This is a genomic window from Roseateles sp. P1_C6, assembly GCF_056406315.1.
Map to the genome: position 1 here is coordinate 563909 of NZ_JBFUAK010000003.1, position 19263 is coordinate 583171.

Genomic DNA, 19263 nt, shown 5'->3' on the forward strand with positions numbered 1-19263 from the left:
CATGGCAGGGATCTCCGTTTTGCGGGCGCTGTCGTGGGTGCCTTCAGCAAGGGCGCGAATGATGGAGGCGTTAGCGCGGCGACGCAAGCGCTGCGGGACTGCGGCGTTGTGGCGCGCCAACGTGGGCCGCAGCGGTCAACCGGCCTGATCCGCCTGCGCCGGCGTCGGGAGGTGTTCCTGGGTCCATGCCTGCCACAGCGGCGTCTCGCGGGCGGCGGTGGCGGTCGCCTGGTCGCCGTAGAAGTAGACGTTCATGCCCACCATGCACGGGCCACCCATGTCGACGGCGCCAAAGGCGGCGACGGCCGGGCCGGGCTGGTCGACGCGCACCAGGATGTCGTAAGGCTCCTCGCTGACGTACTCGACGACGCCGCTGAGTGCCGGCGCGCCCGCGGGGGCCGTCCAGCGCTGGCCGGCGCTCGCCCCTTGCAGACCCAGCGCGGTGGTCAGCGTCTGCCAGGCTTGCGCTTCCGTGCCCGCAACGGGGACCATCCACTTCATCAGCGTCGAGCCTTGGCCGCGGAAGTGCGTGAGATAGATCTGCAGCGTGCGCAGGAACGCGGACCAGCCGGATTCGATGTACCCCAGTTGGTCATCCCAATCGTCCGTGCTGGCGAAGAGGCTGTGCACCAGCCGAAGCGTGCAGGTGCCGCCCGCCTGCGCTTGGATGTGCCACTCGGCCGCAATGGGCGGCGAACCCGGCACCAGGCCATCGCTCTGCAGGGCGAGCACCCGGGGCGGGTCCCACGTCGTCACCGCGGAGCTCGGGTTCGGGCCCGAGCCGAAGTCCAGCTTCAGGGCCACGGGCTTGCCGTCGCGCTCCTCGAACTCGGCCGGCATCAGCCAGGACGAAATGCCGGGGCCGGTGGCGATGGCCTGCCAGACCTCTTCCGGCGTGCCGGGGACTTCGAACTCGATCTGCACCGAACGGCGCCCGGAGGCTTCTTTCTTCACGCTCATGAAAGCTCCTTGGAAGCGGATGTCTTGACCAGCGGATGGGCCACGACGACCAGGCGATGCGCCCGTCCGCCGGGGGCGGATTCGTCGTGGTATTTCGAGGCCAGCCTGGCGACGGCCTCGGTGAGTTCGTGGCTGAAGGCGGCGCGGTCCGCCGCCGAACGGAAGCGGATCTCGGTGTCCACCGCCAGCGTGGCCAGGCGCTTGCCCGTGTCGCTTGCGCGGCGCACCAGGTCGCCCACCTCGCGCACGACCCGGGCGCCCAGCGCGATGAGGTAGCTCGCCGACAGCCGGTCGACCTCACGCCCCGGGTCTGCCGCGACCGGGCCCAGCGCGCCCGGTGACACCACGTAGGACGCGGCCGTCGCCACGAGAAGCCTTTCCGTCAGCCCGCCCCACCGGCGCTCCTCGGCCAGTTGCACCAGCCCGTGGGCTTCCAGCGCGTTCAGGTGGTAGGTGACCTTCTGCCGAGCCAGGCCGACCCGCGCGGCCAGCGTCGCCGCCGAGGCCGGCTCGGCCAACGCCGAGAGCAGCAGGCTTCGCACCGGCGCCAAGGCCGCCGTCGCCGCCGCCGGGTCTTCGATGACTTGGATGTCTAGCATGAAACCCATGCTAGACGTTGACAAATATTATTGTCAAGGCGCGTCGAGCTTGTGCATTCGCCGCGCCGACGCGAGGGATCGCGATGCGCGGTGCCCGCTCAGCAGCAGAAGAGGACGATGGCGGTGGCCAGTTCGAACGACCGCGAAGGGGTCGTAAGCAGCGGTCTTCGGAATCGCGGCGAAGGCCCGCAGTCCGCCTCAAGCGGGTGTCAGTTCGACCCGTGGCCGTAGCTGAACGCGCGCGTGATGGTCCACGCGTTGTCCTGGTTGCGCCAGAGGATGGTGAACTCGGCCCGGCCTTCGCAGGGGTGCGTCGCGCCGCCCGGCTTGTAGTGGCAGAAGCGGTGCTCGCCGCGGGCCAGCGCGCCATAGCCCTTGATCGGCCACACCTTCAGCGTGCCCGGCACCAATTCGCGCTGGAACTTGCCACAGACGTTGGCCCGGGTCTGCGCGATCATCGCGTCGCGCGTCCACGTGACGCCGCCGAGGTCGTGATAGAACTCGACGTCGGGTGCGAAGAAGCTCGCGTAGCGATCGAGTTGGCCGTTGGCCTCGCAATGGTTGAAGGCGTCGAAGGCCGCGGCATCCTGCGCAGTGATGGTGGCCGTGAGTTCAGCCTCGGGCGGGGATGTGTCTGCCGCCTGGGCGGCCATGGCGACGCCGGCGAGGGCGAGCGCGATAAGGCGGTGGGGTAGAGCGGGCATCGATCGGCCTTGGGACGCGTGGGAATGGCGCATCCTCCCGGCCGGCAGCCGGCACCGCCATGCTGCTGCGACGGTCGGCGTCATTGCGCCGACCAAGCGTCGAACGGCTCGACAAAACGTACTTTCACTGCCAGCCGGCCAGCGATCGGGAACGTGCCTGCCGCATCGCTCTTCGCCACAATGCCTGCACGCGTTTCAGTGTTTCGCATCGACCCTCCTCAATGAACTTCTCAATGGGCCGGGCACCACCAGATGCAAGCAATGCAGACGATCGTGGCGAGTCCCTACTTCACAGCCGCGCAGGTGGTCTTTGTGCTGAGCGCGGCAGTGTTTGCGCTGCTTGTCCAGCGCAAGAACGGCTTCGGCCTTCTGGACACACTGCTCTGTCTGGCCGGACTCAAGCGGTTTCAACGCACGGCGGCCATCAATCTGTGTCAGGCATTCGGCCTCCTGGTGACACTCGGTCTGATGCTGGCCGCAGTTGCCGATCGGAAAAAAAAAGCGGCGGTCCGCTCGCGCAGGCCGCCGCAAGAGACAGGACGCCCACCAGCAGGGCGCCCAACCAGTGACTCGGGTTTCAGCGGCGCATCGCTCGCTCCATGCGCAGATGCCTCATCAGCGCACCCACGCCAAACGTCCACGGCGGGATGGCGTCGCTGCGCTGCACAGTGTTGACCAGCGCACCCAGCGCCGGGCTTGAAATGGTCACGCGGTCGCCCAGCTGATGCGTGAAGCCGGCACCCGGCGCGCCGCGATCCTGGATGGGCGAGAACATCGTGCCCAGGAAGAGCATGAAACCGTCCGGGTATTGGTGATGCGGCCCGCAGGTCTGGCGCACCAGTTCCAGCGGGTCGCGGCTGATCTGCGGCATGTGGCTGACGCCTTCCAGCACGAAGCGGTCGTGCGCGCCCTCGATGCGCAGGCTCACTGCCGCTGCCCGCACGCTGTCCAGCGTGAAGGACCCGTCGAACAGCCGGATGAACGGCCCGATGGCGCAGGAGCCGTTGTTGTCCTTGGCCTTGCCCAGCAGCAAGGCGCTGCGGCCCTCGATATCGCGCAGGTTGACGTCGTTGCCCAGCGTCGCGCCGACGACCTCGGCGCGGCCGTTGACGGCCAGCACGATCTCGGGCTCGGGGTTGTTCCACTGCGAGTCGGGGTGCAGGCCCACGGCCGCGCCGAAGCCGACGGCCGACATCGGCTGCGATTTCGTGAAGACTTCGGCGTCCGGGCCCAGGCCCACTTCCAGATAGGGTGACCAGGCGCCGCGCGCGACGAACTCGGCCTTGAGCCGCAGCGCCGCGTCCGAGCCGGGGCGAATGCTGGACAGGTCGCTGCCCAGCGTGTCGTGCAAGGCCTGCCGCAAGGCGTTCGCGCGCGTGGCGTCGCCACCCGCCTGCGCCTCGATGACGCGCTCCAGCAGGCTGACCGCGAAGGTCACGCCACAGGCCTTGAGGGCTTGCAGGTCGCAGGGTGCCAGCGGCCGCGGCAGCGCGAGGTCTGGCGCGCTGGCCAGCGCGTTGTCCAGCAGCGCTTGCGCCGGGCCCAGCGCGGCGCCGGGCGCCTGCCGGGCGATGTGCAGCAACTCGGGGTGGTCCAGCAACTCCGACACGGTGGCCGCGTACGCCGACATATCGACCAGTTCGCCACCTCGCACGGCCACCAGAGACGGTCCGCCGCCGTCCGGGCGCCAGACGCGGCCGATGAGCAGCGCGCGGTCGGCGTCGTCAGGCAGAAAATGGTTGAAGCGCCGATTCATGGCGTTGATTGTGAGCGCTACCTAAATTACTGCCAAGTCGGGTGATGTACGCGGGTGTGGCCGCTCAGCTGACGATGAGGTACTCGGGGTAGCGCTTCTGGATGTCGTCCACGGAGGCCAGCGTGCCGGACAGGTGGTCGCGGACGGCCTGCTGCGCCGCCTCGACATCCCCCGAGGCGATGGCCTCCAGGATGGCCAGGTGGCCGTCGAGGATCTGTTCGGTCTTGCCGGCGGTCGGGATGTGGAGCAGGCGCAGGCGGTCGACATGGCCTGACATGCGGACGACCACCGACCAGAGCCGCGGCAGACCTGCCGCCTCGTACATCACGCGGTGGAACTCCTTGTCGGCCGCGATGAAGCCGATGAAGTCCTTCCTGTCCGCCAGCTCGGCTTGACGCGAGAACTGCGTGCGCATGTCGGCAATGACGGCGTCGTCATGGGCGCTGGCCAGCTGGCGCGCGATCTCGATCTCGATGGCGCGGCGCAGGACGTGGGCTTCACGGGCGGCTGGCACGTCGATCCGGCTGACCTGCGTCGTGTACTGGGCGCGGATGAGCACCAGGCCTTCCTCGCTGAGCCGGATGAGTGCGTCGCGGACGGGGGTCTGGCTGACCCCGAAGCCTTGTGCCAGTTCTGCGCGGTCGAGGGCGATCCCGGGCGCCAGCTCCAGCGAAATGATGGCTGCTCGAAGCGCCTCGACGACCTGCGGCGCCGCGTGGCGGGTGGGATCTAGCGTGAAGTTCATTTCGGGGTGAAGACGCGGGCGTGCGCGCTCAAGTGCTGGGCGCCATTGTCATGGCCTGCCTTGTGCGTGCTCCGCGCGCAGTGCCTGGTGCTGGAGGGCAGGGCGCGCCCCGGCCGGTGCGTCGTTGCGCGGGGGCCGGGCGTTGAGCTGGCCATGACGGGTGAGGCCGGCCGGTTCGGGGTGCCGCGTTGGTTGCCGGGACGGCAACGGGGGACGCGCCGGCCGTTGTCGATGTCTTGCGAGAGCGCGATCCAAGATCCCTCCGGATTGAGGTGTTCGGCCAAGAATCCCGCCCCCATATTTCACTAATACATTAGTACACACCCTCGTTGACGCTGTTTGCTGGTGAACGTAAATTAAAAATGTTCGCGCTACCATTTTTGAGGCCGTTACCGCACCGGTCACGGCGCCGATCACAGAACCACACGGAGACAACGATGAACGAGCCTTCCAAGCGACTGACGCGTCGCGCAAACCAACATCTGGGCGTGGGCATCACGCTGCTCGCAGGGCTGATTTCGCAGGCGTACGCCCAGACTCCCGCCCAGACCCAGGATCAGCAGAAGCTCGACACCGTCGTCGTGACCGGCATCCGCGCATCGCTGGAGAGCTCCGCGAACGCGAAGCGCAACTCGATCGGCTTCATCGACAAGATCAGCGCCGAGGACATGGGCAAGTTCCCGGACAGCAACATCGCCGAGTCCATCTCGCGCATCCCGGGCGTCACGCTGACGCGCGAAATCACCGGTGAAGGCCTGCAGATCCAGATCCGCGGCCTGGGCACCAACTTCACCCGCGTGCTGCTCAACGGCGCGCCCGTCGCATCGGCCTCCACCGGCCGGGTCGACTCGGGCAGCGCCAATCGTGAAGTCGACATGGACTTCCTGCCGGGCGAGTTGTTCAGCAGCGTGACGGTGGTCAAGAGCCCGACCGCGTCCATGCTGGAAGGCGGCGCGGCCGGCATCGTCGACATGCGCAGCGCGCGCCCGTTCGACCGCAAGGGCTTGCGCACCGCGTTCACGCTGACCGGCACCAAGAACCAGCAGGCAGACAAGAACGGCAACCGCGGCTCGGCGCTGATCAGCAACACCTGGGACAACACCTTCGGCGTGCTGGCCGGCGTGGCCTGGTCGACCAACAAGGTCAAGACCACCGGCTTCGAGTCCATCGGCTGGACCAATGCCAACCTGCTGGCCACGCAGAGCAGCAGCGCGACGCGCAACAACACCGGCGGCGGCAACTGGACCATCCCCGGCACCGTGCCGGCCAACGCGGGCAACGGCCTGACGACGGGCGCCACCATCGACGAGGCCTTCCTGCTGGCCAAGAACCCCGGCCTGACCATCACGCAGATCGACAACGCCATCATCCCGCGGCTGGGCCGCGCGATGGTGGCCGAGGGCAGCCGCGACCGGCAGAACGCCATCCTGTCGGTGGAGGCCCGCCCCAACAGTTCGGTGAAGCTGTTCGTCGACGCGATCTACGGCCACAAGAAGAACGAGTTCGAACGCTCGGACATGAACTGGGTGGGCCGCAACGGCTCGTCCATCCCCGTCAACATGACGGTGGACCGCACGGACTGCGCCAACGGTTGCGTCGTCACCAAGGGCACGTTCGCGAATTCGCAGTACTTCCTGGAGTACCGGCCGTACACCGAGGACACCAAGTTCCACAGCATCAACCCCGGCCTGAACATCAAGATCACCGACGCGATCAGCGTGGACGTGCAGGCCAACGCGACGCGCAGTGACTTCCACCGCCAGTCGCCCACGGTGCTGTTCCAGACGGTGCTGGGCTCGGGCATCACGACCGAGTACGACAACACCAGCGGCACGCCGATGCTGAAGGCCACCAACACCCTCACCGGCGCCAGCACCGACATCCTGAACACGCCCGCCGCGTTCGGCTGGAACGGCGGCCGTGTCAACGTGCAGGAAGAGAAACGCCAGGTGCGCACCTCGGGCCTGCGCGGCGCCATCGACATCGACGCCGACGTCGTCGACATCAAGTTCGGCGGCGCCTACGACAGCGTGTCGCGCCGCATCAGCTCGCTGAACAACGACGCCTACTGGTCCAACATCGTCTGCGGCCGCAACCTCAACGTCTACCTGCCGGCGCCCAACACGACCAACAAGAACGGCTGCAATGGCACGGGTGCCGCCGGCTCGGCTGCCGCTGACTATCCCGGTTATGGCACCGGCTACACCGCGGGCGCGACGACGCCGCTGCAATACCTGGGCTCGGCCATCCCGAACGCAAGCATCCCGGGCTACCTGTCGGCCAACTCGCGCGGCTTCGTTGCGCTGGACTGGGGCAAGTTCGCCAAGGACGCCAACTACGCCGCCGCCCACGAGACCGCGGTGCCCGGCACCGGCGGCACCAACACGGGCGTCAACCCCGGCTACATCGAGGAGAAAGTCAGCGCCATCTTCACCGAGGTCAACGGCGACGCGACCGTGTTCGGCAACACGCTGCGCTACAACGCCGGCGCCCGCTATGTGACGACGCAGCAGACCTTCGCGTCGCTCAGCGCGCCGGCCGATCCGCGCAACACGACGCTGGCCGACGGCGGCCGCTACCCGACGCCCATCGTCGAAGCATTGACGACGACGACCTACAGCAACTTCCTGCCGTCGGGCAGCCTGGCCTACAGCATCCGCCCCGACCTGCTGGCCCGTGCGTCGGTGTCCAAGACCATCACGCGTGCCGACCCCACGTCGCTGCGCGCGCTGACTGCCAGCTTCACCGACCCGTCGGCGCAGAACGGCACGCTGACCAACCCCGACCTCAAGCCCTACGAGTCCAAGAACACCGACCTGGGCCTGGAGTGGTACACCGGGCGTGAAGGCTATATCGCGCTGGCCTGGTTCAAGAAGGGCATCAAGGGCTTCACCGGCAACGTCAACGCCAACGTGCCGTTCAGCAGCCTGAACCAGTACGGCATCAACTGGACCAACGGCCTGAGCCGCGACCAGCGCCGCGCGCTCTACATCCGCGCCGGCTACGCCAACCCGCCGGCGGACCTGGACGCGCTGCCCGTCGGCCAGGCGCTGACCGACATCAACAACCTGCCGGTCACGCTGTCGCAGACGCAGAACACGTCCGACAAGCTCTACATCAAGGGCCTGGAGCTGACGATCCAGCAGCCGCTGGAGATCCTCATGTCCTACCTGAAGGGCTTCGGCGTCAGCGCCAACTACACCAAGGTCAAGCAGTCGGGCGCCAACGTGGCCATCGGCGTGCCGCCCTACACCTACAACCTGGCGGCCTACTACGAAGGCACCTATGGCGGCTTCCGCGTGACCAAGAACTTCACCAAGGGGTCGCAGTCCAGCGGCACGGGGCAGAACGGCATCACCGCCGCCGCGTTCTACGGGCTGGACTATGCCCAGGTGGACTTCACGTCCCGCCTGAACATCGGCGAGATCATTGGCTGGAAGAAGGACTTGCAGGCCACGTTCGACGTCTTCAACGTCACGCGTGCCTCGCAGCGCACCAACTTCCAGTTCGCCAACGCGCCCTACGCCATCTACGAGCCGGGCCGCACCTACCAGGTCGGCCTGCGCGCCAGCTTCTGAGGCTGAGCGACGAGCCCGGCGCGCCGGGCTCGGCTCGACGACAAGGGGCTCCTCACGGAGCCCCTTGCTACTTGGCGCCGTCGATCCGGATCGTCTTGCGGACCGAGCAGCGCCGGTCCAGCCACTCGACGGGAAAGGAATCGGCCATGGCCTGGTAGCCGGCCATGGACGGGTGCAGGCCGTCGTTGTCCAGCTCGAGCTTCAGGTGCGAGGGCCGCGCCGGGTCGCGGGTGAGGGCGTCGAAGTCGACCACGCCGTCGAAGCCGCCGGCGCGGCGGATGAAGGCATTCAGCGTCTGCCGGTCGGCTTCGTTCTCGGGCTGGGGCTGGTAGTAGCCGCTACCGCCGTAAGGCATGACGGTGGCGACGAGCAGGCAGACACCGCGCTCGGCCGCCCGCTGTTCCAGCTGGGACAGACCGCCCGCCAACTGATTCAGCAGGGCCTCGCGCGACGCCGGCGTGGTCGGGCGCTGGCGGTGGCTCGTGCCCAGGTCGTTGACGCCGGCCAGCAGCACCACATGCGTGACACCACTGCGCGCCAGCGCGTCGCGCTCGAAACGCGCCATCACGTTGGGCCCCAGCCCATCGGTCAGCAGCCGGTTGCCGCCGATGCCGGTGTTGACGACGGCTGCGGTGCGGCCCTGCGCGGCCAGGCGGCGGGCGAGGGCGTCGGTCCAGCGCTGGTAGCTGCCGGGCGGCACGCCATAGCCGTCGGTGATGGAGTCGCCGATGGCCACCAGCACCGGTTGAGGTTGGCGCACACTCACGTCAACGGCCGCGAGATGCCACCAGCCGTCGCGCGGCGTGGCGTCGGGCCAGTCCGTGGCACCCACCTGATTGCCGGGCAGGGCCCAGCTGCTGATGCGCGAGCCCGGGTGGGCCGTCGCCAGCGCCGGCGCCGACACCACATGCATCTGAACGGCCACGTCGGCCAGCCGCGGCACGGGCAGCGCGATCGGGTCGCTCCAGGCTTCGGCGCCGGGCGCCAGCGTCAGCTCGCGCCGACCCTGGAAACTCAGCGTGCGCAGGCTACCGGGTTGGAGCGACGGCCGGCCGGCCTCGGTGCCTGCCTGGACCAGGGCCACGCTGGACGCGCCCAGCTGCAGGGGCTCGCGCCCGAACAGGTTGCTGACGCGCACCCGCAGCGCCATGCCTTCGGCTGTCGTGCGCACCACCTGCCTCAGGCTCATGTCGCGCAGCGGCTGTGTGGTGCCGCTGGTGGGTGAGGCCTGTTCCAGCTGGGCACTGCCCCAGGCCGCCACCCAGGTGCCGTCGGCCGGGGGCGTTGGCGCAAGGCCGCTGCAGCCGGCCAGCAGCAGCGCCGCGATCAGCGTCAGGGGAGCGTGGCGAAGCGTCTGTCGGCGCGAAGCGTTCATGGGGCGTCCGTGGCGGTGGTGCGATAAATGATATCGCTACCAACTACGCCATGACGCTTGATGGGTCGGCTGAAAATACTGTATAAACATACAGTACATCGTTCGGAGCCCATCGCCATGCCCAATCAATACCGCCAGAACTACACCCCGACGCGCCCGCTGCCCCAGTGGCTGCGCCGCATCATCAGCTGGCTCTGAGCCGGCCGGCCAGTCACGCCAGGCGGGCTGCCCAACCGGGCCGGGCGCCGACTTTAAGCGGCCTTGGCCGCCTGCGCCGGCATGTGGACGTGCGGCGGCGCCGTGGCAAATTCTTGCTGCAGACGTTGCAGCAAATCCTCGCGGTCCGGCATCGGTGCGCCGCAGGAAATGCGCGACGCGATGGCGCGGTCGAGCGCGCCTTCCAGGCCGTTGCACTGCACCGAGAACGAGGTGTGGTGCGGCTGGCCCTGGCGGTCGGTCCAGGTCGCCACCACGCGCAACACCGGCCCGCAGGAGCGCATTGCCCACTCGAAGCGTATGCCCGCCGTGCGCGTGCGGCTGCGCCACATCAGCCGGCCCATGGTGCTGCCACCGGGGCGGCGCGCGCCCACGCTGCGCACGTCGCTCGGATGGTCATCCACCGGCGCCACCGTGTCCATGTTGGCGGCGCCCAGAGTGCCGTCAGACGGCGGCATCTGGCGGAAGGCTGAATCGTCATTGCCCACGGTCGGCAACCTGAACTGATCAACTGTCATCGCATGGCTCCTGTGCCACAAAGGGAGGTCCCCCCCCTTGGGCAAGCGGCGCGCCAGCCCCCCAGATTGACCCCCGCGATGCAGCGCGGGCGCCGTGTTTGCCCGCTTTGGCCATGCTGAGCAGGAGCGCCTCATGGCCCCGTCCCTAACCGCCGAACCGGGCGAATTGCCCGACCCCATTGATCCGGCCGACGCGGTGGGCGCGGCACGCTGGTGCGAGGTCTTGGGCATCACGACGGCGCAGTTGGCCGAGGCCGTGCTGGCGGTCGGCGGCGACGCCATGGCGGTGCGGGAGCACCTGCTCAACCAGGGCGCGAGCGCCGGCGCCAGTTGATCCGTCAGAGCAGCGGTTCGACGACGCGCGCAAAACTTTCCATCAGCCGCCGGCCGATGCCGCGCTTGGCCCACTGGGCCGCCTCGATGGGCGTCGACGCGGCCATGTCGCGGGCGAACAGTGTCTGCATCTGCTGGCCGAAGTCGTCACCCAGCACGATGACGTCGGTCTCGCTGTTGCCGACGATGCTGCGCCAGTCCAGATTGCTGGAGCCGACGCTGGAGAACACGCCGTCGATGACCGCCGTCTTCGCATGCATGACGGCGTGCGACATCTCGTGGATCTGCACGCCGGCCTCCAGCAGCTGCGCGTAGCGCGACCGGGCGGCGTGCAGCACCAGCGTCACGTCACTGCGGCCGGGCAGCACCAGCGACACCGAGACGCCGCGGCGTGCCGCGTCGCACAGGGCCTGGATGAGGTCGGGCCCGGGGGCGAAATAGGCCATCGTCAGCTGCACGCTGCGCTGTGACGCATCGATGGCGCGCAGCAAGGCGGTGTAGGTCGGGTTGATGCCGTTCGCCGGGTCGCCCGCCACCAGCTTCACAACCCGCTGGCCCGGCGTGACCACGCGCGGCGGCGGCCCCGGCGGCAGCGCACCCTCGCAGCCCTGTCGGGCCCAGGACTCGCGGAAGGTTGCGGCCAGCGCCGGCACCACCGGCCCGCGCAACTCCACCTGCGTGTCGCGCCAGCCCTGCTTGTCGGCATCGTCGGGCGGGCGGCGCCGCGCGGCGCTGCTGAATGAGCCTTCGGCGTAGACGTTGCTGAGGTTGATGCCGCCGGTGAAGGCCACGTCGCTGTCGGCGACGAGTACCTTGCGGTGGTTGCGCTGCAGCAGCCCCCAGTGGCCGGGCCGTTCCAGCGGGTTGATCGGGTTGAACGCGCAGACCGCAATGCCGCCGCTGCGCAATTTGTCGAAGAAGGCGCGCTCGGTGCCCAGGGAGCCGACACTGTCGTACATCAACGCCACGCTGACGCCCTCGGCCGCCTTGCGCAGCAGCAGCTCGCCGACCTCCGCGGCGACGCCTTCATCCTCGACGATGTAGAACTCCACCAGCAGGCGGTGGCGGGAGGCCGAGATGGCCGCCTTCATCGCGGCGAAGGTGTCGGGCCCGTCGATCAGCAGCCGGGCGGTGTTGCCGCCCAGCAGCTGCGTGTCGCCGCCGCCGGCCAGCACGCCGAGATGGTGTTCGAACAGCGCGCCACTGCCCTCGGCGCGCACGCGGGCGAGGTCGCGCGCCTCGGCGGCGGCCGGCACCGGGCCGTTGCGGTCGAGCATGGTGACGCGGTCAGCGGTCTGGCGCGGCGAGACCGGCTGCACCACGCGGTCGCGTTGGCTGGCACAGCCCGCCGCGCCGGCGAGAACCCAAAGGGCCACCAGCGTCCACACCACACCGGCTCGACGCCGGCCGCGAGATTGAGTCATGAGCCCCTCGATGCTGCCAGTGCGCCTGGCTGCCAAAGCGCCAGGGGCAAGCACTGTGCCCGCTCGCCCCCCTAGCTTTTGCCAGGTCCAGGGTGCGGTGATGCAGGCGCCGTTGCGGGCACGGGCTCGGGGTGCGTCGGGCGCGGCAACTCTTCCAGGCTGGCGCCGGGGTCTTCCTCGCCGGCCACCGAATCGTCGTCGGAATGGGCGCCCGGCAGGGGCGGCAGCGGGGCGGTCGGTTTTGTCGACGTCATGGCGCAACCTGGCTTTCAAACGGGAACTGGAGGCTGCGCGGCCGAACTTTCGGCAAGTTTTGCGGGCCGGCCGTCACAATGGCCTCGCGGGCGTCTAACGCGGCAGTCGAACTGGCCAAATGGGGCAATCGACGCGCCCGCGTGACGCCCCAGCGATATCCCTGAGCGGCTCGTCAAATTTCTCCCACGAGGCGCGAATGTGATGAGAATCTGGCTTGAACTGCCCCCATCAACCGTGTAACAGCTGGAAGGAAACGACGCCGATGCCGCATGCCCTGGTGGTGGACGACGACCATGACGCGGCCGCTTCATTGCGAGCCCTGATCGCGGGCGAGCAATTCACGGTCGCGCTGGCTCACAACCTGCGGGATGCGCGCCGGCAGATCTCGTTGCAGCAGCCCGACATCCTGCTGCTGGACCTGCGCCTGCCCGACGGCAACGGCATGGATCTGCTGGCCGACCCCAAGCTGGTGGCCAACTCCGAAGTGGTGTTGTGCACCGGCCACGCCAACCTGGAGACCTCCATCCAGGCGCTGCGCCTGGGTGCGGCCGACTACCTGGTCAAGCCGGTCAACCTGAAGCAGCTGCAAGGCGTGCTGTCGCGCATCATGAAGCCGGCGGCGCTGCAGGCCGAGGTCGAGGACCTGACCGCCAACCTGGCGCAGTCGGGGCACTTTGGCCATCTGTGGGGTCGCAGCGAGCCGATGCAGCGCATCTATCAGCAGATCTCGCGCGTGGCCGGCACCAGCGTGTCGGTCTTCATCACCGGCGAGTCGGGCACCGGCAAGGAAGTCGTCGCGCAGACCGTGCACGACCTCAGCCGCCGCCGCAAGCGCCCCTTCCTGGCCGTCAACTGCGGCGCCATCAGCCCCAACCTGATCGAGAGCGAGATCTTCGGCCACGAGAAGGGCAGCTTCACCGGCGCGGAACGCCAGCACCAGGGCTTCTTCGAGCGCGCCAGCGGCGGCACGCTGTTCCTGGACGAGATCACCGAGATGCCGCTGGAGCTGCAGGTCAAGCTGCTGCGCGTGCTGGAGACCGGGCGCTTCATGCGCGTGGGCAGCACTACCAGCCAGGAGACGGACGTGCGCATCATCGCGGCCACCAACCGCTCGCCCTACCAGGCGGTGTCCACCGGCAAGCTGCGCGAAGACCTGCTGTACCGGTTGAACATTTTTCCGATCGAGCTGCCGCCGCTGCGCGAGCGCGCGGCCGACATCCCGCTGCTGGCCAACCATTTCCTGGCCGCCATCAGCGAGCAGGAAGGGGTGGTGCGCCAGTTCGCACCGGCCGCGCTGGCGGCGCTGGTCGAGTACCCGTGGCCGGGCAATGTGCGCGAGCTGCGCAACGCCGTGCAGCGCGCCTATGTGATGGAGCAGGGCAGCCTCATCGACGCGACCTGGCTGCCCAGCGTCGACCAGGCCGGCGCGCTGTCCGGGTGGGGTTCGCTCGGCAGCCTGCAGGAGGCGCCCGCGGCGCCCGTGGCCGCCGAGGTGGCGCCGGTGCAGCCGGGCGTGCCCTCCATCACGCTGCCCATAGGCTCCAGCGTCGCCGAGGCCGAGCGGGCCTTGATGCTGGCGACGCTGCGTCATTTCAATCACCACAAGGAACGCACCGCCGCGGCCCTGGGCATCAGCCTGAAGACGCTCTACAACCGGCTGAAGGAGTACGCCGCCGAGAGCGGTGCGGCGCCGGATCGCCCGGCGCCACGCGGCGACTGAGTCGCTGCGCTGACGCGGCGCGCAGCGCGCCGCTGGCCGGGTCCGGCGCGCGGATTGCCCCGAGGCGGGCGTCCGACATTCATTGAAGGAACGCCATGGGCCGTCCCGACCCGTTCCACGACGCGGCTGACCCGGCCACCCAGCCGACCCGCCCCCAGCGTGGGCGTGCGTCAGCCGCCCGGCGGCCCTTGCTGCAACTGCTGCAAGACCTGCAGCAAGCCCTGCAGGCGCGCTTCGACGACTACGACCGGGCCACCAGCCGCCCGTTCAGCCTGGGCGAGGACGGTGGCCCCGGTTCGGCGTTGCGGCGGCTGCAGTTGGGGCTGGCGCTGCTGTGCAAGCTGGAGGAGCAGTTGCTGCACCCGGCGCTGAGCGAGGGGCGGGCGTTCGCCTGGCCGGCGCTGGACCGGGTCAGGCGGGACGTCGTCGCGTTGCGCGACCTGTCGACGCTGCTGGACCGCGCCGCGCCGCTGCACCGCACGGTGGTGGTGGCCATGCTGGAAGGCCTGGCACGCCTGCACTTCAGTGCGCTGGACACGATGCTGCGCGAGGCCGATGGCGCCGCGCTGCCCTGGTCGACGCTCGAACGCGAGACGCGGGCGCTGCTGCGGCGCTGGCAGGCCGAGCCGTACGGCTGCGTCGGTGACGAGGCGTGCGACCCGGGCGGCGCACCGCCGCGCTGATCAGCGGTGGCGGGCCAGCTGCGGCAGCGGCGCCAGCCGGCCGGCTGTGGGTGCCGGCACCGCTGCTGCGGTGGGGCGGCCGAGCAAGGCGGTGTAGCGCTGCGTCAGCTGCGCCATCACGCGCGGCCAGTCCTGCTGCTGGGCACGTGCCAGCGCGGCGCGGCGTGGCAAGGTGTTGTTGCCGTGCAGGCTGGCGCTGAGCGCCTCGGCCCACAGCCGTGGCAGCGGCCGCTCCACCAGCACGCCGGCGCCCTGCACCAGCTCGGCCAGGCCACCGGCGGCGGCCACCGCGACCGGCGTGCCGCAGGCCATCGCTTCCAGCACGCCCAGGCCGAAGGTCTCCTGGTCGCCGGCATGCACATAGAGGTCGCAGCTGGCCACCATGCGGGCCAGCCGGGCGCTGTCGTTCTCGGGCGGCAGCACCAGCACCTGCGGCCCGCTGGGCGGCATGGGGCCGTTGCCCACGGCCAGCAGCAGATGGCCGGGGCCCAGCAGCCGCACGGCGTCGGCCAGCAGCGGCAGGTTCTTCTCGGCGGCGAAGCGCCCCGTGTAGATCAGCAGCCGCGTGTCCGGGGCCAGGCCTTGCTCGCGGCACAGGCGCGCGCGCCAGCCGGCGTCATGCGCGCGGGGCGCGAACACCGCGCAGTCGACGCCCAGCGGCTGGACGGCCACGCGCTTCACGCCCCAGGACTGCAGGCGCAGCGCCAGGCCGCTGCTGGGCGCCAGCACCAGGTCGAAGTGGCTGTACAGGTTGACGAGGTAGCGGCGCGCCCACTGCTCGGCACCGCGGCCCAGCCGCGTGGCCTCGGCGCGCTCGCCGCCCATCAGCCGAGCCGCCAGCGCCGGCAGGTTGCTGTGGCAGAAGGCCACCGACGGCACGCGCAGGCGCTCGGCGGCGGCCAGCGCGGCCCAGGCCAGCGTGTAGGGGTCGGCGGACTCGATCAGGTCCGGCGCGATGAACGCCATCTGGCGCAGCGCGCGGCCGCGGTTCAGCACGACGCGGTAGCCGCCGCTGCGCGGCAGCGGCAGGCCGCCGCAATCGACCATCCCCGGCCCCTGCGCACCAGGCGCGAGCACGGTGTGCCGCCAGCCCTGGGCCCGCAGCCGGTCGTGCTTGGCCGCCAGCACGCGGCGCACACCACCGGTGGCGCCCCAGAACATCGAGACATCCAGAAGATGGGGCCCGGCCGGCAGCGACAAGGGGCGGCCGGTCTGCCCCGAAACGGTGTAGTTCAAGCGCATTTGTAAGCAGTGGCAAGCGTCGTGCCCGCTGGTTGCCGCGCGGCCGGCACGTCGCATGCCTGTCGTCCTCATGCTCACGGAACCGACTGCCACCGCCCGTCGCGCCGGGCTGCGCTGGGCCAACGACGCCCGCCCCGGCATCCGGCGCACGGCGCGCGCGGCCGGCGGTTTCGACTATCGCGACGCCCAAGGTCGGCGCGTGCGCGCCGAAGCGGTGCTTGCACGCATCCGCCAGCTCGCCATCCCGCCGGCCTGGGTGGACGTGTGGATCAGCCCGCAGGCCGACAGCCACCTGCAGGCCACCGGCCGCGACGCACGCGGGCGCAAGCAATACCGCTATCACGCCGACTGGCGCGCTGGCCGGGGCCAGACCAAGTTCGACGGCCTGCGCCGCTTCGGTGCCGCGCTGCCGCGGCTGCGCCGGCGCGTGCAGCAGGCACTGGCCGGGCCGGACGAGCCCACGCGCGAGCGCGTGCTGGCGGCGCTGGTGCGCCTGCTGGACACGACCTGGCTGCGCATCGGCAACGCTGCCTATGCGCGCGAGAACGGCTCCTATGGCCTGTCGACGCTGCGCAACCGCCATGCCGGCGTGAAGGGCGATGCCATCGAGCTGTCCTTTGTCGGCAAGAGCGGCGTGCGCCACCGCGCGCGGCTGACCGACCGGCGCGTGGCCCGCCTCGTGCGGCGCTGTCGCGAACTGCCCGGCCAGGAGTTGTTCCGATATGTGGATGAGAACGGCGACAGCCACGCGGTGGATTCGGCCGACGTCAACGCCTGGCTGGCCGCCGCGGCGGGCGAGCGCGTGACGGCCAAGGACTTCCGCACCTGGCATGGCAGCGTGCTGGCGTTGCAGCTGACGCTGGCCGCCTGTGCGGAGGGCGCCGAGCCCTGCCGGCCGACGCAGGTGGTGGCGGCCGTCGCCCAGCGCCTGGGCAACACCGCCGCGGTTTGCCGCAAGGCTTACATCCACCCGCGCGTGCTGGCCGCGAGCGAGGCTCTGGGCAGCGACGCGGCGCGTGCGGCCTTGCGCGCGCTGCCCTGGGTGGGGGCGCCGCCTGCGCATGCGGGGCTGAGTGCCGCCGAGCGGCAGCTGATGGCGCTGCTGCGCTCGCGCAGCGCTGCGCTCACGGCGGCAGAGGTTCGGCCATGACGAGCTGCGGCCCCACGTCGGCCCAGCCGGTGCATTGCGCATCGGGCTGGCGCAGCGGCGTGCGCGGCCGGTCGTCGGCCTCGCCAGCCGGGTCGGAGGTGCCCAGCAGCAGTGCACGGCAGCCGGCGCGGTGTCCGGCCTCGACGTCGTCCAGCGTGTCGCCCACCATCCAGGAGCGCGCCAGCGCGATGTCGTGCCGGCGCGCGGCGCGCAGCAGCAGCCCCGGTGCCGGCGTGCGGCATAGGCACGACGGTCGGCCATCGGGCGCGGGCGCATGCGGGCAGACGAGGACGTCCAGCAACTCCACCCCCGCCGCGTCGCGCAGCTGCTGCTCCAGCGCCGCCTGCAGCCGCGCGACCTGCGCGCGCGTGACATAGCCGCGTGCCAACCCGCTCTGGCTCGTGACGACCAGCAGCGCGAAGCCACGCGCGGCCAGCCCGGCCAGTGCCTCGGCTGCCGCGGGCTTGAGCCGCAGCAGCGCCGGGTCCACGTTGCAGGGCAGGTTGTCGACCAGCGTGCCGTCCTTGTCGATGAAGACGGCCGCGCGGCCTGGCGACGGCGGCTGCGCCGACATTGGTGCGTCGGCCTGCACCGGCGTGCGGCGCCAGCGCAGCGGCCCGGCCGCAAAAAGCATCATGGCGGTGTGCCGCTCAGCACCCGGGCTCCGGCGCGTGGGTGGCGCATGGGCGGCGCGTTCGTGGCTTCGTCATGGGTGGGGGAGGGTGTGAAGGCCAGCGGGAACCTTGGATGCAGCAAGTGCCATGCCGGGCGCCGGGCATGGGGCTTGCCCAAGAGGCGGCTTGCCATCGCCACCGGACCCTGCCCGTGCGCATCGCCTACATCACCGAGACCTTTCCGCCCGAGATCAACGGCGTGTCGCTGACAGCGCGCCGCACGCTGCGCCACCTGCGCGGCGCCGGCCATGCGGTGCAGCTGATCCGCCCCCGCCAACCGGGCGAGGACGCTTGTTGCACGGCCGACGAGTGGCGCTGCAGCGGCGGGCCCGTGCCGCTGCACCCCGGGCTGCGCCTGGGCTGGGCCAGCGTGCGCACGCTGCGCGCGCTGTGGCACCGCGACGGCGCCAGGCCCGAGCTGGTGCACGCGGCCACGCCGGGGCCGCTGGGCTGGGCAGCACTGAGCGCCGCGCGCGCCGAAGGCATCCCGACCAGCGCCGATTTCCGTCCCGGCGTGCTCACCGCGCTGGGCCGGTTCGAGCCGCTGCTGCTGCCCTATCTGCGCCGGCTGCACGCGATGGCGGACGGCAACTTCGTACCCACGCCCGAACTGGCGCGCCGGCTCGCGGCACAGGGCTTCGAGCGCCTGCAGGTGCTGGGCCGCGGCGTCGACACGCTGCGCTTCTCGCCCGACCGGCGCGACCCCGGGCTGCGCCACGACTGGCGCGCCGCGGACGACTGCCGCGTGCTGCTGCACGTGGGCTGGCTGGCGCCCGGGCAGGGCGTCGGCCTGGCGCTGCACACCTTCGAGCGGCTGAGTGCGCGCCGGCCCGGGCTGCGCATGGTCGTGGTGGGCGATGGCCCGCTGCGCGTCCGGCTGGAGCGCGCCCACCCGGCCGTGCGCTTCGTCGGCATGCAGGCCGGCGCGGAGCTGGCACGGCATTGCGCCAGTGCCGATGTGCTGCTGGCGCCCAGCCTGGACGACGGCTTGGGTGACATGACGCTGGAGGCGCTGGCCAGCGGCCTCGCCGTGGCGGCCTTCGACACCGGCACGGCCGGTCAGCATGTGCGCGACGGCATCAACGGCTGCCTGGCGCCGCCGCGCGAGGGCCTGGGCGCCGCCGATGCCTTCCTGGAAGCCGCCACGCGCGCCGTGGACGCCGCTGCGCCGGGCAGCCTGTTGCGTAGCGCGGCGCGACAGGCCGCGGCGCAGGCCGACTGGGCCGGCGTGCTGCGCCGTTTCGAGCAGCAGCTGACACCGCTGGCCGCCGCCGGCCGCGTGCCGCCGCGCCATGCGGTGCCGGCCTGACGCCGGCCGGTCGTGCGCGCCG

At 70.5% G+C, this 19263-nt stretch carries 17 protein-coding genes; 6 read left to right on the top strand and 11 right to left on the bottom strand.

Translation table 11 applies throughout. From position 1 onward, the window contains the following. Positions 1–135: 135 nt before the first annotated feature. The 6 genes from AC1D29_RS08285 to AC1D29_RS08310 all read right to left on the bottom strand — a co-directional run bounded on the left by AC1D29_RS08285 (position 136) and on the right by AC1D29_RS08310 (position 4764). Positions 136–960: an SRPBCC family protein gene (locus AC1D29_RS08285; RefSeq protein ID WP_477896035.1), complete on the bottom strand. Its 825-nt coding sequence runs from the start codon at positions 958–960 to the stop codon at positions 136–138. Next, the gene (locus AC1D29_RS08290) at positions 957–1559 is read right to left on the bottom strand and encodes a helix-turn-helix domain-containing protein (RefSeq protein ID WP_477896037.1); all 603 of its coding nucleotides are present in this window, start codon (positions 1557–1559) and stop codon (positions 957–959) included. The genes AC1D29_RS08285 and AC1D29_RS08290 overlap by 4 nt, the downstream gene beginning before the upstream one ends. Positions 1560–1768: 209 nt before the next feature. Further along, positions 1769–2263 carry a nuclear transport factor 2 family protein gene (locus AC1D29_RS08295; RefSeq protein WP_477896039.1) on the bottom strand — a complete coding sequence of 165 codons (495 nt, stop codon included), beginning with the start codon at positions 2261–2263 and terminating at the stop codon, positions 1769–1771. A gap of 80 nt (positions 2264–2343) precedes the next feature. Beyond that, entirely contained in the window at positions 2344–2472 is a 129-nt protein-coding gene (locus AC1D29_RS08300; RefSeq protein WP_477896041.1) for a hypothetical protein, read from the bottom strand. Between the two features lie 368 nt (positions 2473–2840). Further along, on the bottom strand, positions 2841–4019 hold the full coding sequence (locus AC1D29_RS08305) for a fumarylacetoacetate hydrolase family protein (protein WP_477896043.1): 1179 nt from the start codon (positions 4017–4019) through the stop codon (positions 2841–2843). Between the two features lie 64 nt (positions 4020–4083). Beyond that, the gene (locus tag AC1D29_RS08310; RefSeq protein ID WP_477896045.1) at positions 4084–4764 is read right to left on the bottom strand and encodes a GntR family transcriptional regulator; all 681 of its coding nucleotides are present in this window, start codon (positions 4762–4764) and stop codon (positions 4084–4086) included. Between the two features lie 437 nt (positions 4765–5201). On the opposite strand from AC1D29_RS08310, the gene AC1D29_RS08315 reads away from it, so the two are divergent. Beyond that, a complete protein-coding gene (locus AC1D29_RS08315) occupies positions 5202–8342 on the top strand; it encodes a TonB-dependent receptor (protein WP_477896047.1) in 3141 nt (1046 codons plus the stop codon). Positions 8343–8409: 67 nt separating this feature from the next. Here the strand turns inward: AC1D29_RS08315 and AC1D29_RS08320 are convergent, their stop codons facing one another. Further along, the gene (locus tag AC1D29_RS08320) at positions 8410–9717 is read right to left on the bottom strand and encodes an SGNH/GDSL hydrolase family protein (protein WP_477896049.1); all 1308 of its coding nucleotides are present in this window, start codon (positions 9715–9717) and stop codon (positions 8410–8412) included. A 251-nt stretch (positions 9718–9968) separates the two neighbouring features. Then, positions 9969–10451 carry a hypothetical protein gene (locus AC1D29_RS08325; protein WP_477896051.1) on the bottom strand — a complete coding sequence of 161 codons (483 nt, stop codon included), beginning with the start codon at positions 10449–10451 and terminating at the stop codon, positions 9969–9971. 133 nt (positions 10452–10584) lie between these two features. On the opposite strand from AC1D29_RS08325, the gene AC1D29_RS08330 reads away from it, so the two are divergent. After that, positions 10585–10785, top strand: coding sequence for a DUF3606 domain-containing protein (locus tag AC1D29_RS08330; RefSeq protein WP_477896053.1), 201 nt, complete (start codon positions 10585–10587; stop codon positions 10783–10785). Between the two features lie 4 nt (positions 10786–10789). On the opposite strand, the gene AC1D29_RS08335 is transcribed toward AC1D29_RS08330, so the two are convergent. Next, positions 10790–12208 (bottom strand): phospholipase D-like domain-containing protein, encoded by a 1419-nt coding sequence (locus AC1D29_RS08335; RefSeq protein WP_477896055.1) that lies wholly within the window; start codon positions 12206–12208, stop codon positions 10790–10792. 517 nt (positions 12209–12725) lie between these two features. Here AC1D29_RS08335 and AC1D29_RS08340 point away from each other — a divergent pair. Continuing rightward, entirely contained in the window at positions 12726–14183 is a 1458-nt protein-coding gene (locus AC1D29_RS08340) for a sigma-54-dependent transcriptional regulator (protein ID WP_477896057.1), read from the top strand. A gap of 95 nt (positions 14184–14278) precedes the next feature. Next, the gene (locus tag AC1D29_RS08345) at positions 14279–14866 is read left to right on the top strand and encodes a hypothetical protein (protein ID WP_477896059.1); all 588 of its coding nucleotides are present in this window, start codon (positions 14279–14281) and stop codon (positions 14864–14866) included. On the opposite strand, the gene AC1D29_RS08350 is transcribed toward AC1D29_RS08345, so the two are convergent. Continuing rightward, a complete protein-coding gene (locus tag AC1D29_RS08350) occupies positions 14867–16102 on the bottom strand; it encodes a glycosyltransferase (protein WP_477896061.1) in 1236 nt (411 codons plus the stop codon). A gap of 76 nt (positions 16103–16178) precedes the next feature. On the opposite strand from AC1D29_RS08350, the gene AC1D29_RS08355 reads away from it, so the two are divergent. Then, positions 16179–17258, top strand: coding sequence for a DNA topoisomerase IB (locus AC1D29_RS08355; RefSeq protein ID WP_477896063.1), 1080 nt, complete (start codon positions 16179–16181; stop codon positions 17256–17258). Here the strand turns inward: AC1D29_RS08355 and AC1D29_RS08360 are convergent. Next, positions 17233–17895, bottom strand: a complete 663-nt coding sequence (locus tag AC1D29_RS08360) for a D-glycero-alpha-D-manno-heptose-1,7-bisphosphate 7-phosphatase (protein WP_477896065.1) — start codon at positions 17893–17895, stop codon at positions 17233–17235. The genes AC1D29_RS08355 and AC1D29_RS08360 overlap by 26 nt on opposite strands. Positions 17896–18083: 188 nt before the next feature. Between AC1D29_RS08360 and AC1D29_RS08365 the strand changes: the two genes are divergently transcribed. Further along, a complete protein-coding gene (locus tag AC1D29_RS08365) occupies positions 18084–19241 on the top strand; it encodes a glycosyltransferase (RefSeq protein ID WP_477896067.1) in 1158 nt (385 codons plus the stop codon). Positions 19242–19263 lie beyond the last annotated feature (22 nt).